Source organism: Stenotrophomonas sp. 610A2 (assembly GCF_030549615.1).
Taxonomy (GTDB): domain Bacteria; phylum Pseudomonadota; class Gammaproteobacteria; order Xanthomonadales; family Xanthomonadaceae; genus Stenotrophomonas; species Stenotrophomonas pigmentata.
The window spans coordinates 3,920,427-3,936,579 of sequence record NZ_CP130832.1; the positions used below are offsets into that span (position 1 = coordinate 3,920,427).

Sequence of the window (16,153 nt, forward strand, 5' to 3'; positions counted from 1 at the left end):
TTCCGGAAAGCAATTGATTCAGCCTGCGATCACCTGGCCGCGCAGCTTAGCGGGCCCGGAACGAAGACGCCCGGCACTTGGCCGGGCGTTTTCGTTCAGCTATCGCGATGGGTTACGGGAAGGCCTCACCGCGCTGACTGCCGCCGGGACGCCTGCAACGGCGCCCCTTGCAGTCGTCGAGTGCCGATTCCCCAACCTGCCCAGGCATCATGCCAGCGCCCATCCCGCCGCTGCCGTAGCTGATGCGCAGGCCGACGCTGTTGCTGGCTGCGCTGTTGCTGCCCTGGTCGCGTCCGAACAGCAGCGAGATCAGCCAGCCACGATTGGTCTTCACATCGAAGCCCGCTGCCGCAGTCACCATGTTGTCGGCATACGCCTGCATGTCCAGCACATAGCCGCCAGCACTGGGCTGCTGCACGTAGTTCATCCACGCATCGCCGGTGTTGGACAGCGACTGGCGGTACTCCAGCTTCCAGAACGGACGCAGCGACACCCGCTCGCCCTGCCAGCTGTAGCTGCCATCGAAGCCCACGGCCAGACCGCTGTTGCTGACGGTCTGCTCGGCATAGGCCAGGTCATGCACGCCCAAGCCATGCTCGCGGTAGCCGTCCAGGCGGCTGCGGCTGCCATCGAAGCGGCCGTAGCCGGACAGGCTGTAAGCACCATGTTGTTGCTGGTAACCGAAGGTCAGCGCACCGAAGGTCTGGCTGCCATCACGCTGGCCCAGCGCCATCGTGCCCGCCACGCTGCTCCAGCGCGCGACATCGAAGTCCAGCTGGCCCTGCGCCACAACGCCGTCAACGAACAGGTGTTCGCCCGCACGCCACAGGCCATACATCGCCAGCGAGTACTGGTCGGCATCCATCCGCGAGGGCGAGGCATCGAAGCGCGTGCGGTTGCGGCCCAGGCTGGCGGCCATGCCGAGCAGGCCGTTGTCACCGAAGCTGCGGTCCACACCCAGGCTGATGCCGTCGGTGTTGAAGTCGAAGCTGCCACCACGCTGCTGGCCGCTGTTGCCGAAGGTGGCGGTACCGGACATCCAGCCACCCCAACCGCTCGGCATGCCCGTGAAGTGGTTGACCGGCAGCTTCACCGGCACCGACATGCCCTGCCCAAGCAGATCGCCTGCATAGGCCAGGGTCAGCGCCGCCGACGACGCGTTCTCACCCGAGCGTACCTGCTGCAGGCGCGACTGGATGTTGCCCAGCTGCACGCGTGCGAAGCGCACGCTGGCGTCCACCTGTGCCTGCAATCCACCACGCACCTCGGCATCCAGGGTCGGATCCGGGCGTGCACTGACCGTCAGCTCCACTTCAACCGTCGCCGCGGTATAGCTGCCCTGCGCCTGCTGCGTGGCCACCAGGGTCGCCGCACCTGGCCCCACCAGGGTAACGGTGCGGCCACTGACCGTTGCCACCGAGGCATTGCTGCTGCTGAACGTGAAAGCGCCCTGACTGTCGCTGCGCGGATCGACCAGATCGAACGCGGCTTCGCCATAGATCTTGCTCAGCGGCTGCATCCACTGCAGCGTTGGCGTGGCGGCGGCAATGGCTACCTCAAGGCGTGCCTGCGGCGCGGCCTGGTACATCGCATTACCTGCCTGGTCCGCGTTCAACACGCAGGTGCCTGCTGCCAGCATCGTCACCTGCGCAGCGGACACCGAACAGACGCTGGGCGAGCCACTGCTGAACTGCACCGGATTGCCGGAACCACCACCAGTAGCCAAAGCGGTGAAGCTACCTCCCTTCACGAACTCCGGCAGCGCCGGATCGGTATGGATGTTGGTGATTTCCTGCGCGCTCAGGTCGACTTTCAAGGTCACCGGAGCGGCGCCGGTGAAACCGTTGGCATCGGTCACCTGCAGGGTGAAGGCGTAGCTGCCCGCGGCCTGCGGTTCGCCGGAGAAAGTGCCGTCCGCCGCCAATGACAGGCCCGGCGGCAACTGGCCGCTCATCACCATGAAGCGATACGGCGCGGTACCACCACGTGCCATCAATGCCTGGGTGTAGTCCTGATCGCCGCTGGCGGGCGGCAGTACGCTCAGGTCCAGCTCCACCTGCGCGGCATCCACTTCCAGGTTGTACGGCTGCGCAACTTGGAACGGCCCGGTTCCACTGCTGCTGTCGGTCGCGGTGATGGTGACGTTGAAGCTGCCCACCTGGGTTGGTGTACCGCTCAACACACCGGCGCTGGACAGCGTGATGCCGGTGGGCAGGCTGCCACTGCTGACAACGTAGCTGTACGGCCCGGTGCCACCGCTGGCGAGCAGCGTCTGCGAGTACGGCGTACTGGCCCGCGCCGCCTGCAGCGCAGTGGTGGACATGCTCAGTGTTGGTGACGTCACGGTGACGTCCACCCGTGCCGGCGTGGAGGTGCTGTATGCATCCTTGGCCGCATAGGTGAACTGGTCCGGGCCCGCATAGCCTGGCTGCGGCTGGTAGCTGATCGAGGTACCGCTGACCGTCGCGGTGCCGTGGGTCGGCTGCGACATGATCAACACTTCATCCGCGCTGCCGGTGATCGACAGGTTGATGCTGGTGGGCGATGCGCCGTAACCGATGTTCTGGCTGACATCATTGGCCTGCAGCAGCGGAATGGTGCTGATCTGGTTGGAGACCGCAGATGGCGAGCCAATGCCGACCGCATTGGTCGCGGTCACCGTGAAGGTATAGCTGGTTGCCGGGCTGAGCCCATTGAACGTAATCGGGCTACCCGAGCCAGTCTTGGTCAGCCCACCGGGACTGGCGGTCACCGTATACGAGGAAATCGCGCTACCGCCATTGCTGGCTGGCGCGGTGAAATTGATCTCGGCCGTGTCAATGCCCTGCGCGACGGCCGTACCGATGACGGGCGCGCCCGGCACCACGGCGTTCACCGTGAAGCTGCGGGTTACCTGAGCAGCGGCCAGATAGCTGCCGTTGCCGCCCTGGTCGGCATTGATGGTGCAGGTGCCGGCGGTCAGGAAGGTGAGCGCACCACCGCTGGTGATGGTGCATACGTTCGTCGTGCTGGAACTGAACGTCGGCGTCAGGCCGGAATCGGAGGTAGCGGTCAGCGTCGGCGTGGTGCCGAAGTTCTGGGCCCCCGGGTTGTTGAACGTGATGGTCTGGGTCGCCGCAGGCGTCGCCGGATTCGAGGCACTGGAGGCCGGCCCGGTACCCGCGCTGTTGTCGGCAGTGACGGTGAAGGTATAGGACTGACCGTTGGTAAGGCCGCTCACAACGATTGGCGAACCAGCGCCGTTGACCGGCGCGACATCAGCCGGGCTGACGGTGACGGTGTAACCGGTGATGGTGGTGCCACCCGTGTAGGCAGGTGCCACGAAGGCCACGCTGGTCTGGTTGTCGCCGGCAGTTGACACCACCGAGGTGGGCGCACCAGGAACAACCGCGTTCACCGTGAATGTGCGGCTGACCTGTGTCGCCGCCAGATAACTGCTGTCACCTGCCTGGTCAGCGTTGATCGTGCAGCTGCCCGCCGTAACAAAAGTGAGCACGCCCTGGCTGGTGACAGTGCACACGCCGGTAGTTGAGGAGGTGAAGGTAACGTCCAATCCCGAGGTCGCAGACACCCCCCGTTGATGACACGCAGGTCCGGCGTCGAGCCGAAGTTCTGCGCGCCCGGGTTGGCGAAGGTGATGGTCTGGGGCGCGGCGGGAATGACGGAGTTGCTAGCGGATGAGGCGACGCCGGTGCCCGCCGAATTGGTCGCAGTCACCGTGAAAGTATAGGAAACGCCGTTGGTCAGCCCGGTCACGGTGATCGGCGAGGAAGAACCAACTTCGGTAATCCCACCGGGGTTTGCGGTGACGGTATAACCGTTCGGCGAGATGGCCGCGCCACCGGTGCTTGCCGGCGCAGTGAAGGTCACCGTTGCCTGCTGGTCACCCGCCGTCGCCGTGCCGATGGTCGGCGCAGCAGGCACGATCGCATTGACCGTGAAACTACGGGTAACGGTAGAAGCAGCGTTCGTCGACGAATTACCCGCCTGGTCGGCATCGATGGTGCAGGTGCCAGCGGAAACGAAGGTCAGTGCACCGCCACGGGTGATGGTGCAAACGCCGGTCGTGGACGAGGTGAAGTCAATTGCGAAGCCCGTCGCTGCCCCACCTATTGCAAAGGCAGAGCTGGCAGTCAGCGTAGGCGTAGCACCGAAGTTGTAGCTGCTCGGCTGGGCGAAGGTAATGATCTGGTTGGCTTTGGGAGTGACGGGGTTGGATGCGCCGGAAGCACTGCCGGTGCCAATGGCATTCGTCGCGGTCACGCTGAACGTATAGGCCGTGCCGTTGGTCAGGCTACCAACGGTGATGACACAGGCCGTCGGACCGGCACAGCTACCGGTTGCACCGCCTGGGTTGGCGGTTGCGGTATAGCTTGTGATTGCCGAACCACCACTGCTGCCCGGTGCGGTGAAAGTCACCGTAGCTTGCGTGTCACCAGCCGTCGCCGTCCCGATGGCAGGTGCACCCGGCGCAGTTGGTACAGCAACGGTATGGGTACTGCCACTGCTGTAGGACGGAATCGCGTTGCCCGCATCATCGACGATGTTGGTGGAACCGTTGAGATTCACCTTGAGGGTGCCACTGCCGGTGATGCTGGCAATGTTCACGTTGACCGAGGTACCGCTGGATGCGGAGACGCTGGCAATGGTGCCGGTAGCAGTTCCCGTCCCCACCAGGATGAAGTCGTCGGTGGACACATTCATCACCGCCTCATCGAAGGTCACGGTGAATGCCATCGACGTATCCGTCGACGCCGGTGAGCCGGTGACAGCGATGCTGGTGACAGAGGGTGGGTTGTTGTCCACCGTCGCATTGGTGGTGTCGCCGGTTGTCGTCGCATTGCCCGCATTGTCGGTGGCCGTGACACTGACATTGCGATTGGTGGCATCGATGCTGCCAGAAACGATCGTATAGGTTGCCGTCCAGGTGCCCGAGCTATTGGTGGCTGCGACTGCCGCACCACCACCGAACTCGGAGAAGTTCACGGTGACGCCGGAAATGGTGTCGGTGTTGTTGTCACCGCCGGCGGTATTGTTCCAGGTGGCGGTGACTGTATCGCCGATCTTGTAGGCACCGCTGGTCCCAGTAGCACCGCTGATGCTGATCCGCGCGTCGGTCACCGTTGGCGCGATATTGTCCACGGTTGCATTGGTGGTGTCCGCGGCTGTGGTGCTGCCACCGGCATTCGTCGCAGTGACGCTGATGTTGCGGTTGGTTGCATCAATGGAGCCTGCCGCAATGGTGTAAGCAGCGGTCCAGATGCCACCAATATTCGACGCAGCCACGGCCGCGCCACCACCAAACTGACTGAAGTCCATGGTAACGGCGGTGATCGTTGGATTGTTATCGCCGCTGGCCGAACTATTCCAGGTGGCGGTGACCACATCATTTATCTTGTAAGTATTGCCCGCAGACGACGCGCCACTGATGCTGATCCACGCATCACTGACAATTGGTGGCGCGGGAGTGTTCAAGGCGCCTGCTACCGAGAAACTCTGAAAGCTGAAAAATGCCGGCTCATCGTTCGGGGTCTGACCAGTGCATGTCGTTGAGCAATCGAATAGAAGCTTGAATCCTTTCAGCTTCTTCCCCAAAAATCCGCCAAGATTGCCGCTATTGAAAACGAAGCTGTCTTCGCCGGGCGTTCCGGACAGCGCCGCTGATGTCACGGTCCCACCGCTTTGCAAATAGCCAACAATACGGACATTGGTAAATTGGGATGCTCTTCCACTCAACGCTGCCGGCGCCTCGAAGCCGTGTACACCCGTCAACTCGAACGCGGTTGTGTTGACTCCGTCGGCACGTACGTAGAAGTAGTTCCCAGTGGCGCCAAGCGTGTTTGGAGAATAGAGATATTGATTACCACCGTAGGAGTACTTACCAATTGTGCCCCCAGCCTTGGTCGTCACGGTGAAATCCGATGACGAAATCGTTCGACTGCCAAAGCCGCCCCAGCCCTCCGCATCGGTGAACCCCTTCATCCCGTCAGTCGCAATCAGTACATCGGAGAATTCCCGCAGGGCCTTCTCCGAGAAAGCCAGCCCAACCGCAACGTCTCCGCGCTGCACTTCCAACTCCCAATCACCACCCAACGCCACGGCACCAGTAAGGTTGCTGGACGCTGCCACATCCATCCCGGTTTCACTACGGACGATGTCCAGCAGTGCACCGCCATCGGCGTTGGCAGCCAGATCACAGCCATAGAACAGCAGATCCGCGCCCTCACGAACGGAAGTACGCAGCGCCTGCAGTGCGCCCAGCTCTGCATGCAAGGATTCGGCGGTTATACGGCTGCTGCCCAGTTGCAGCGCACCTGGACTGGCATGCGACACCACATGGATCGCGGCGAGGTCCCGATATCCCCGCAGCGCCTGCACCAGCTGCGGCAACCCGGGATGACCCGCGTCGATCTCAACCACACCGACACCGGGATTGAGCCCCGCGTAAAGCGTGGCCCGGTCCTGCACCGAGCTGTCGATCACCACCAGCTCGGTGATGCCTGCATGCTGCTGGATGGCCAGCGCGTCGCTGGCTTCCTCCAGGTTGGGCCGCTGCTTGTGGCTGGTGGCCTTGCCAAGCGGCAGGCTTGCGACAGCATCCCCCTGCCCCACCCGCATGTAGCTGCGCGGCTGGTAACCGCCACGCATCAGGTAGCCACCTGCCGCAGAAGAAGCGGCGGCATGCGCCGAGAACGGGAGCAACAGCGTGGATAGTGCGCCGAGCAGTGCGTGCTTCATGGGATGGCCTTGGTGATGAGTGGAGCCTGGGTCTCGGAACGTCGGGCGGCGATGATGCCCGCCGAGCTGCCCGTCTGGTCCTGCCAGAAATCCATGTCCTGGTATTTGTTGAAAAGATCCGGCGGCAGGATGCTGCGCCGGGTCTTGAACTCGACTTTGCGGCGCACGTCGTGCAGCCCTTTCACACCCAACTGCTGGTCGAAGCTCTCTTCGGCGTACTCGACGTTGTCGAAATCGTGCGCGAACTCCGCTTCACCCAGGAACTGGTAGACCAGCTGCATGGTGCGTTCCGGATGACGGCTCAGCAGTTCGTAGTCCACCAGCAGCAGGCGCTCGGAGAACTCGCCGTAATACGCTTCCTTCAAAGCAGTCCAGGCACCACCAACCACACCGCCGGCACTGATCAGCTGCTCGCAGCGGCTGTACACGGTCTGCCGTGTGGCTGGGTTGTACATCCGGCTGTAGTCGAATGGGTTGCGCCGGTGGATAGCCTCGAAGCTGTCCATCACCCAAGCCGGGTTGCGCACGCAGCAGATGACCTTGAAGTCCGGTACCAGCCCGGCCAGTTGGTGCATGCGCGCGGTCCACTGCCGGTTGGTGTCGAACACCAGCTGCGCCGGGGTATCGGCGTAATAGGCACCAAGGATGGCGTTGCAGATGGCCTTGCGCTTGGCCTCGTCGAAGAACGCCGCCGATTCGCCGCCCGCGCCCATCTGTTCCAGCGCACCATTGAGCAGGCCGGCGACCGGGCTGCTCATGGCCGCATGGAAGCGTGGGTTCTGCCGCAGGATGCCGGCCAGCAGGGTCGAGCCGGAACGTGGCAGGCCAGCAATGAAGTGGTAACGCCGGCTCATGCGCGCGGCTCCGCGGCCACCGCACGGGCGGCAGCCATCGGATAGCAGCGGACGCGCACCACCCAAGCTGGCGGCACGCCTTTAGCAACACACATACAGCCCCCTGTCATGACATCCCCACCGGCAGCACCGGCTTTTTTTGCTCGCTCTATTGGGTTAACCGGCAAAAGCGGCGCGCCACGATCACGCCATTTGTGAAATCAATCACACTTCCGAGTTGCCGAACCCAAGAACGCTCCCGGCGCGAACTGTGACCGAAATCCAGAGCGCCGTCTGTAGGGGCCACCCGGACACCCCACAAAGCAAAAGCCCGGCGCTGGGCCGGGCTTCTAGCAACGTCGGGGAGAGAGGACCGGGCTGCTGGATGTGATTATCCGCAGCCTCGGTTACACCCACGTGACAGATATCACTCTACGGTAACGCTCTTGGCCAGGTTGCGCGGCTTGTCGACGTCGGTGCCGCGTGCCAGGGCGGTGTGATAGGCCAACATCTGCACCGGGATGGTGTGCACGATGGCGCTGAGCACGCCAGCATGACGCGGGGTACGGATCACATGCACGCCTTCGGAGGCGTTGAAGTTGCTGTCCTGGTCGGTGAACACGAACAGCTCGCCACCGCGCGCACGCACCTCCTGCATGTTGGATTTCACTTTCTCCAGCAGGCTGTCGTTGGGCGCGATCACCACCACCGGCATTTCCGCATCCACCAGCGCCAGCGGGCCGTGCTTGAGCTCGCCGGCCGGGTAGGCCTCGGCGTGGATATAGGAGATTTCCTTGAGCTTGAGCGCGCCTTCCAGCGCGATCGGGTAATGCAGGCCGCGGCCAAGGAACAAGGCGTTCGACTTGCCGGCAAAACGCTCGGCCCAGGCGATGATCTGCGGCTCCAGGTTCAAGGCGTGTTGCACGCTGCCCGGCAGATGCCGCAGCTGCTCCAGATAACCACTCTCCTGCTCGGCATCAACCTTGCCATGCAGCTTGCCCAGCACCACGGTCAGCTGGAACAGCGCGGCCAGCTGGGTAGTGAAGGCCTTGGTCGAGGCCACGCCGATCTCGGCGCCGGCGCGGGTATAGCAGACCAGCTCGCTGGCACGCGGAATCGCGCTCTCCGGCACGTTGCAGATCGATAGCGTATGCGTGTGTCCCAGCGACTTGGCGTACTTGAGCGCTTCCATCGTGTCCAGGGTTTCGCCGGACTGGGAGATGGTGACGATCAGGTGCCTGGGGTTGGCATAGGCGGCGCGGTAACGGTATTCGCTGGCGATTTCCACGCTGCACGGCAGGCCGGCGATGGCCTCGATCCAGTAACGCGCGGTCAGGCCAGCGTAGTAGCTGGTGCCGCAGGCCAGGATCTGCACGCCTTCGATGTCCTTGAACACCGCTTCGGCATTCTTGCCGAACAACGCTGCCGGAAAACCACCCGCATCAATCGCCGCCTCGATGGTGTCGGCCAGCGCGCGCGGCTGCTCATGGATTTCCTTCTGCATGAAGTGGCGGTACGGGCCCAGCTCCAGCGAAGCCAGCGAGACGTCCGACATGCGCTGCTCGCGCTGCGCCGGGGCGTTGTTGGCATCGAACACGCGCACGCCCTGACGGGTCAGTTCGGCGGTGTCGCCCTCTTCCAGGAACATCACCCGGCGGGTGGCCTGCAGGATGGCCGATACGTCGGAGGCGACGAAGTTCTCGCCATCGCCCAGGCCGACCAGCAACGGGCAGCCCATGCGTGCCACCACCATGCGTCCGGGTTCGTTCTCGCTGATTACCGCCAATGCGTAGGCACCGGTCAATTCCTTGACCGTGCGCTGCAGCGCGCTGAGCAGGTCGTCGTGATCGGCCTTGAGGTGATGGTGGATCAGGTGTGCGATCACCTCGGTATCGGTCTGCGACTCGAATACATAGCCCAACGCCAGCAGCTTCTCGCGCTGCTCCTCGTGGTTCTCGATGATGCCGTTGTGCACCAGCGCCACGCCCTGGCTGATATGCGGATGGGCATTGGATTCGGTGACACCACCGTGGGTGGCCCAGCGGGTATGGCCGATGCCCAGCACCGAATGGAACTGTTCGGCGATGGCCGCCCCTTCCATTTCAGCGACGCGGCCGGTGCGACGCACGCGGCGAATGTGCTCGCCATCCAGCACGGCGATGCCCGAGGAATCGTAGCCGCGGTATTCCAGCCGCTTGAGTCCTTCAATCAATACCGGAACCACATCGCGATCAGCGATCGCCCCAACAATCCCGCACATGGCCTACCCATTGGTAATTACGAGCGGACATTCTAAGTCAGCTGGATCAGACAACCAGCGGACATGTCGGGACATCGGCACCCGGACACTGTCCGCGCGAGCGTCCGCGGACACCCGGACACTCACATCACTGAATATTTTCCAAACAAATTCAATACCTTGGAGTTGGCACGCGATCTGCTTAATGGATAACAAACCCAGCAGCGAAGCCGACGATGATCCGCGACACCTCCGCCCAGGACCAGGTAAGTACCCAGCGCCCGCAACCCGTGTGGCGTCGCTACATGTGGCCGGCGTTGATCACCGTGGTGGTGGTCGCCGGCATTGGCTACGTCGTCAGCAACTGGCTGGGCGCCAGCCGCTCGTTCGACGGTGACCGCCTGCGCATCGCCGAGGTCAAGCGCGGCGACCTGGTCCGCGACATCGCCGCCGATGGCCGCGTCATCGCTGCCAACAGCCCGGTGCTGTACGCCATCTCCGCCGGTACCGTGACCTTGAAGGTGGTCGCCGGTGACGTGGTCAAGCAGGGCCAGGAGCTGGCGGTGATCGACAGCCCGGAACTGCGCAGCAAGCTGGCCCAGGAGCAGGCAACCCTGGCCGGCCTGGAAGCCGAAGCCAGCCGCGCCGCACTGGACGCCACCCTGGCCCGCGCCACCGGCGCCAAGCTGTCCGACCAGGCCGGACTGGTGCGCACCGCAGCCCAGCGCGACCTGGAACGCTACCAGCGCGGCTTCGATGGCGGCGCGGTGCCGCAGGTCGATCTGGCCAAGGCCCAGGACGAGCTGAAGAAAGCCCAGATCGAACTGCAGCACGCCCAGCAGGACGCCAGCCTGCAAAGCCAGGGAGCAACCCTGGATGCACGCAACAAGCGCCTGCTGGCCGATCGCCAGCAGGCGGTAGTGGACGAAGTGAAGCGCCAGGTCGATGCACTGACCCTGCGCGCACCCTTCGATGGCCAGGTTGGCCAGGTGCAGGCCACCCAGCACACCCAGGTCGCCACCAACGCCCCGATCCTGGGCGTGGTCGATCTGTCGCGCTTCGAAATCGAAATCAAGGTGCCGGAAAGCTTCGCCCGTGACCTGGCCATCGGCATGCCGGCCCAGCTCACCAGCGGTTCGGGCCAACCGTTCCCGGGTGAGATCGCCGCGGTGTCGCCGGAAGTGGTCAACGGCGAAGTCGTCGCCCGCCTGCGCTTCTCCGACAAGCAGCCGCCCGGCCTGCGCCAGAGCCAGCGCATGAGCGCACGCATCCTGCTCGATACCCGCAACAACGTGCTCAAGGTCGAGCGCGGCCCGTTCGTCGAGCAGTCCGGTGGTCGCTACGCCTATGTACTGAGCGGCAGCACCGCGGTGCGTCGCCCGATCCAGACCGGTGTCAGCAGCCTGGGCGAAGTTGAAATCGTCTCCGGCCTGCAGCCGGGCGAAAAGATCGTTGTCTCCGGTGCGGACCTGTTCGGCGATATCGAACGCGTATCGATCAATTGATTCAAAGCCGGGAGTCGAGAGTCGGGGTGAAGAAGCTGCAGTTGTCCGGGTTGTCGTGAACCCTGCCGCCAACGCTGAAACGCTCGACTCCCTGGCCCCCGCCCAACTGCTGCTCTGCTTCACCGTCCCGCTCCACCATCCACATTCCCCGTCGCTGAAAGGAATACCCATGCTCCATATGCAATCCGTCTCCAAGGTCTTCCGTACCGAACAGGTCGAAACCCATGCGCTGCGTTCGCTGGACCTGCATGTGCGCGAAGGCGAATTCGTCGCGGTCACCGGCCCCTCGGGCTCGGGCAAGACCACCTTCCTCAACATCGCCGGCCTGCTGGAAACCTTCACCAGCGGCCAGTACCTGCTTGATGGCCAGGACGTCAGCCACCTCGGCGATGACGCCCGCTCGCGCCTGCGCAACCAGAAGATCGGCTTCATCTTCCAGGGCTTCAACCTGATCCCCGACCTCAACCTGTTCGACAACGTCGATGTGCCGCTGCGCTACCGCGGCATGCCGTCGGCCGAGCGCAAGCAGCGCATCGAGAAGGCCTTGAGTGATGTCGGCCTGGGTTCGCGCATGAAGCACTACCCGGCAGAACTGTCCGGCGGTCAGCAGCAGCGTGCGGCAATCGCCCGCGCCCTGGCTGGCAGCCCGCGCCTGCTGCTGGCCGACGAACCGACCGGTAACCTCGATACGCAGATGGCACGTGGCGTCATGGAGCTGCTGGAGGAGATCAACAGCCAGGGCACCACCATCGTCATGGTGACCCATGATCCGGAACTGGCCGCACGCGCCCAGCGCAACGTGCACATCGTCGATGGCCAGGCCACCGACCTGATCCGCGAGCCGGTGCTGGCCCACGCCGCGCGCATCGCCGCCGTTGCCGACAACCAGGGCTGATCGCGCGCATGTCGCTGTTTGCCTACCACCTCCGCCAAGGCCTGCGCAGTCTGCGCCGCACTCCCGTGCTCACCGCACTGATGGTCCTGTCGATTGCGATGGGCATTGGTGCATCGATGACCACGCTGACGGTAAAGCACCTGCTCTCCGGCGATCCCCTGCCCGGTCGCAGTGGGCAGATCTATTACCCGCAGGTGGATGCATCGGTGCGGGGTGAGCGGGCCCGCCGCGAACCGTTGGACATGCTCGACTACACCTCGGCGACGGACCTGTGGCGTGACGGTCCTGCCGATCGCAAGGCTTTGGTGGTGGACAGCCCCGTCAAGTTATCCGCTCCCGGTAGCCAAGAGCCGGCGATGATGACCACGTTGCTGTCCACCACCGCCGATTTCTTCCCGATGTTCCAGGTACCGATGGCCTACGGCGCCGGCTGGTCGGCCGAGGATGACCAGCGCCGCGCCCGCGTGGCGGTGATCTCCTCGGAGTTGAACCAGCGCCTGTTCGATGGCAAGGACAGCACCGGCAAGATGCTGCGCATCCGCGGCAGCGAAGTGCGCATCATCGGCGTGCTCAAGCCGTGGCGTCCATCGCCCCTGTTCTACACCGTCGCCGGTGGCCGCTTCGCACAGGGCGATACGGCCGACTACTACCGTCCGGTCGAAGACGTGATGGTGCCGTTCTTCACCGGCCTGCAGATCAACGCCGGCAACTTCCAGCAGTTCACCTGCAACACGCTGCCGGAGAAGCCGGGCCATCTGGAAAACACCGACTGCGTGTGGCTGCAGTTGTGGGTGCAGTTGAACGACGCGGCCAAGGTCACTGCCTACCAGCAGCACCTGCAGGCCTATGTGCAGCAACAACAGCAGCTGGGCCGCATCAGCCAGCCAGAGCTGATGCGCCTGCGCAGCCTGATGGAGTGGATGGATTACAACGGCGTGGTGCCGCGTGACGTCAAGCTGCAGGCATGGATCGCGCTGGCCTTCCTGGTGATCTGCCTGTTCAACACCATCGGCCTGCTGCTGGCCAAGTTCCTGCGCCGCACCGGCGAGATCGGCGTGCTGCGCGCACTCGGCGCGACCCGCGCGATGGTGTTCCAGCAATGCCTGATAGAGGCGGCGCTGATCGGTGTTGGCGGCGCGGTGCTGGGATTGCTGTTCACCCTGATCGGGCTGTGGAGCATCCGCCAGCAGCCACTGGCCTATGCCGACATGGTGCAGCTGGACATGACCATGCTTGGTATCACCTTCGCCACCGCAGTGGTGACCACCGTAATTGCTGGACTGCTGCCGGCGCTGCGCGCCGCCCGCATCGATCCGGCCCTGCAGATCAAGGCGCTGTAAGCGATGACCCTGGACATCAAACCCATCATCAGCACGTTGTCGCGGCATCGCATCGCCGCAAGCCTGATCGTGCTGGAAATCGCGCTGGCCTGCGCGGTGCTGTGCAATGCCCTGTTCCTGGCCGCCTCGCGGATGGAGCTGATCGGCATGAACAGCGGCGTCGACGAGGCTTCCATCGCGACACTGAGCCTGCTCGACTGTGACTCCTGCAAAGAGGTGGACGTGAACAGCCGCTGGTTGCAGCAGCTTCGTGGCCAGGCCGGCGTACAGGCGGTGGGTGTACTCAACGCCGTACCGTTTGGCCAGCGCGCCGGCACCGCTGGCGTCTCGCTGGATCGGGAAGGCAAGCACCATGGCGGCGTGCCGCATTTCTACCTGATGGATGCAGGCGCCATCGACGCTTTGCAATTGAAGCCGGTGCAGGGCCGCATGTTCAACGAGGCCGACTACCAGCCGGTGGAGAATTTCCTGCCCGCGAATGCCCAGGTATGGATCACCCAGGCCTTTGCCAAGCACCTGTGGCCGGATCAGGACCCGCTGGGCAAGCAGTTGTGGATGGGCGACTACCAGCTCACCGTGGCCGGTGTACTGGCGCATTTCTCGCGCCCGGACCCGGGCCGCAGCGAGAACGGTCTGGCTGGTATGGAGTGGTCGGTGATCGTGCCGGTGACCACCGATGCGCAGGCAGGTACCTATGTGATGCGTGCCAACCCGCGTGACCTGCAACGCATCGTCAGCGACGCCGTCGCCGCCGCGCCCAAGGTCACGCCGGAGGCGATCATCTCCGCCGACTACAGCAAGACGCTGCAGCAACTGCGCGAGGTCTACTTCCAGCAGGACCGCAGCATGACCCGCCTGCTGCTTGGGATCTGCCTGGTGATGCTGCTGGTCACCGCGCTGGGCATCATCGGTCTGGCCAGCTTCTGGGTGCAGCAACGCACCAAGCAGATCGGCGTGCGCCGCGCACTGGGTGCGACACGCCGCCAGATCATCAGCTACTTCCAGACCGAAAACCTGCTGCTGACCACGGCCGGCATCGCCATCGGCATGTTGCTGGCCTATGCCGGCAACCTGCTGCTGATGAATTACTTCGAAATTCCCCGGCTGCCGCTGTATTACCTGCCGCTGGGTGCCGTACTGCTGTTCCTGCTGGGCCAGGCCGCCGTCATCGGCCCTGCCCTGCGTGCTGCTTCCATCCCGCCCATCGTCGCCACGCGCAGCGCCTGAGCTGCCAAGGATCGTCCATGTTCAGTTACTACTTCAAACTTGCGCTGCGCAGCTTCGGCCGCAACAAGATCCTGACCGCACTGATGGTGTTGGCCATCGCGCTCGGCATCGGTGCGGCGATGACCACCTTGACGGTGTTCAAGGTGCTCTCCGGCGACCCGATCCCGCACAAGAGCGATCGCCTGTTCTATGTGCAGCTGGATCCCTACACCAAGGAAGGCTACAAGCCGGGCGAAGAGCCCGAGATGCAGATGACGCGCTTCGACTCCGAAGAACTGCTGCGGCAGAAGAAGGCGCCGCGCCAGGCAATGATGACCGGCGGCGGCGGCATCGTCGATCCGCGCATCGACGCACTCAAGCCCTTCAGCATCAGCATGCGTTACACCTCTGCCGACTTCTTCCCGATGTTCGATACGCCGTTCGCGTTCGGCCAGGGCTGGAGCAGCGACGAGGACCAGGGCCGCAGCCGCGTCGCGGTGATCAGCGACACCCTCAATGACAAGTTGTTCAAGGGCGAAAACAGCGTCGGCAAGGAAGTACTGGTCGAAGGCAATGCCATGCGCATCGTCGGCGTGCTCAAGGAATGGAAGCCTGCTCCCAAGTTCTACGACCTGTACTCGGGCAAGTTCGACTCCGAGGAGGATGTCTACCTGCCCTTCAGCACCGCGCTGGAACTCAAGCTGGGCCGCAATGGCAGCATGAACTGCTTCGGCCGCGAGCTGGTCAATGACGCCACCGCACTGAATGTGCCGTGCTCGTGGATCCAGTACTGGGTCGAGCTGAACTCGCCCGGCGATGCCAAGGACTTCAAGGCCTACCTGGACAACTACTCCGAGCAGCAGCGCACTGCCGGCCGCTTCGAGCGCCCGGCCAACACCCGCCTGCGTGATGTCATGGACCTGATGGAATACCGCAACGCAGTGCCGGGCGACGTGCGCCTGCAGATGTGGCTGGCCTTCGGCTTCCTGCTGGTCTGCCTGGTCAATACCGTTGGCCTGTTGCTGGCCAAGTTCCTGCGTCGCAGCGGTGAGATCGGCGTGCGCCGTGCACTGGGCGCCAGCCGCGCCGAAATCTTCAAGCAGTGCCTGATCGAGGCCGGCACGATTGGCCTGGCCGGCGGCCTGCTCGGACTGGTATTCGCCTTGTTTGGCCTGTGGGCGGTACGCCAGCGGCCGGCCGAATACGCCTCGCTCGCCCACCTGGATGGCTCGATGCTGCTGGTCACCTTCGCCCTGGCGGTGCTGGCCAGCATGCTGGCCGGCATCCTGCCTGCCTGGCGCGCCATGCAGGTAACCCCGGCATTGCAGCTCAAGAGCCAGTAACGCCATTACCCCCTCCCTTGCGCAACGCGCAGGGGAGCGCCGGGGAGGGGTGCT

General features: G+C 63.9%; 9 protein-coding genes. 5 read left to right on the top strand and 4 right to left on the bottom strand.

The window, feature by feature from the left end:
* Positions 1–112 precede the first annotated feature (112 nt).
* The 4 genes from Q5Z11_RS17360 to glmS form a co-directional block, all read right to left on the bottom strand.
* Positions 113–3,496: an autotransporter domain-containing protein gene (locus tag Q5Z11_RS17360; RefSeq protein ID WP_303747556.1), complete on the bottom strand. Its 3,384-nt coding sequence runs from the start codon at positions 3,494–3,496 to the stop codon at positions 113–115.
* The gene (locus Q5Z11_RS17365) at positions 3,394–6,738 is read right to left on the bottom strand and encodes a DUF4347 domain-containing protein (protein WP_303747557.1); all 3,345 of its coding nucleotides are present in this window, start codon (positions 6,736–6,738) and stop codon (positions 3,394–3,396) included. Before Q5Z11_RS17365 ends, Q5Z11_RS17360 begins: the two co-directional genes overlap by 103 nt.
* On the bottom strand, positions 6,735–7,592 hold the full coding sequence (locus Q5Z11_RS17370) for a sulfotransferase family protein (protein ID WP_303747558.1): 858 nt from the start codon (positions 7,590–7,592) through the stop codon (positions 6,735–6,737). Before Q5Z11_RS17370 ends, Q5Z11_RS17365 begins: the two co-directional genes overlap by 4 nt.
* A gap of 406 nt (positions 7,593–7,998) precedes the next feature.
* The gene (gene glmS / locus Q5Z11_RS17375; protein WP_303747559.1) at positions 7,999–9,831 is read right to left on the bottom strand and encodes a glutamine--fructose-6-phosphate transaminase (isomerizing); all 1,833 of its coding nucleotides are present in this window, start codon (positions 9,829–9,831) and stop codon (positions 7,999–8,001) included.
* Positions 9,832–10,046: 215 nt separating this feature from the next.
* Here glmS and Q5Z11_RS17380 point away from each other — a divergent pair, with 215 nt between their 5' ends.
* The 5 genes from Q5Z11_RS17380 to Q5Z11_RS17400 all read left to right on the top strand — a co-directional run bounded on the left by Q5Z11_RS17380 (position 10,047) and on the right by Q5Z11_RS17400 (position 16,099).
* Complete coding sequence (locus tag Q5Z11_RS17380) at positions 10,047–11,315, top strand: efflux RND transporter periplasmic adaptor subunit (RefSeq protein WP_303747560.1); 1,269 nt, start codon at positions 10,047–10,049, stop codon at positions 11,313–11,315.
* Positions 11,316–11,484: 169 nt separating this feature from the next.
* Complete coding sequence (locus Q5Z11_RS17385; protein WP_296247631.1) at positions 11,485–12,210, top strand: ABC transporter ATP-binding protein; 726 nt, start codon at positions 11,485–11,487, stop codon at positions 12,208–12,210.
* Positions 12,211–12,218: 8 nt separating this feature from the next.
* Positions 12,219–13,550, top strand: coding sequence for an ABC transporter permease (locus tag Q5Z11_RS17390; protein ID WP_345783896.1), 1,332 nt, complete (start codon positions 12,219–12,221; stop codon positions 13,548–13,550).
* 3 nt (positions 13,551–13,553) lie between these two features.
* Positions 13,554–14,777, top strand: coding sequence for an ABC transporter permease (locus Q5Z11_RS17395; RefSeq protein WP_345783897.1), 1,224 nt, complete (start codon positions 13,554–13,556; stop codon positions 14,775–14,777).
* Between the two features lie 17 nt (positions 14,778–14,794).
* The gene (locus Q5Z11_RS17400; protein WP_303747561.1) at positions 14,795–16,099 is read left to right on the top strand and encodes an ABC transporter permease; all 1,305 of its coding nucleotides are present in this window, start codon (positions 14,795–14,797) and stop codon (positions 16,097–16,099) included.
* Positions 16,100–16,153: the final 54 nt, after the last annotated feature.

Excerpts from the sequence above, each read along its gene's own strand:
- Q5Z11_RS17370 (WP_303747558.1), bottom strand. The coding sequence starts at position 7,592 with ATGAGCCGGCGTTACCACTTCATTGCTGGCCTGCCACGTTCCGGCTCG.
- Q5Z11_RS17390 (WP_345783896.1), top strand. The coding sequence starts at position 12,219 with ATGTCGCTGTTTGCCTACCACCTCCGCCAAGGCCTGCGCAGTCTGCGC.
- Q5Z11_RS17400 (WP_303747561.1), top strand. The coding sequence starts at position 14,795 with ATGTTCAGTTACTACTTCAAACTTGCGCTGCGCAGCTTCGGCCGCAAC.
- Q5Z11_RS17385 (WP_296247631.1), top strand. The coding sequence starts at position 11,485 with ATGCTCCATATGCAATCCGTCTCCAAGGTCTTCCGTACCGAACAGGTC.
- glmS (WP_303747559.1), bottom strand. The coding sequence starts at position 9,831 with ATGTGCGGGATTGTTGGGGCGATCGCTGATCGCGATGTGGTTCCGGTA.
- Q5Z11_RS17395 (WP_345783897.1), top strand. The coding sequence starts at position 13,554 with ATGACCCTGGACATCAAACCCATCATCAGCACGTTGTCGCGGCATCGC.
- Q5Z11_RS17380 (WP_303747560.1), top strand. The coding sequence starts at position 10,047 with ATGATCCGCGACACCTCCGCCCAGGACCAGGTAAGTACCCAGCGCCCG.
- Q5Z11_RS17365 (WP_303747557.1), bottom strand. The coding sequence starts at position 6,738 with ATGAAGCACGCACTGCTCGGCGCACTATCCACGCTGTTGCTCCCGTTC.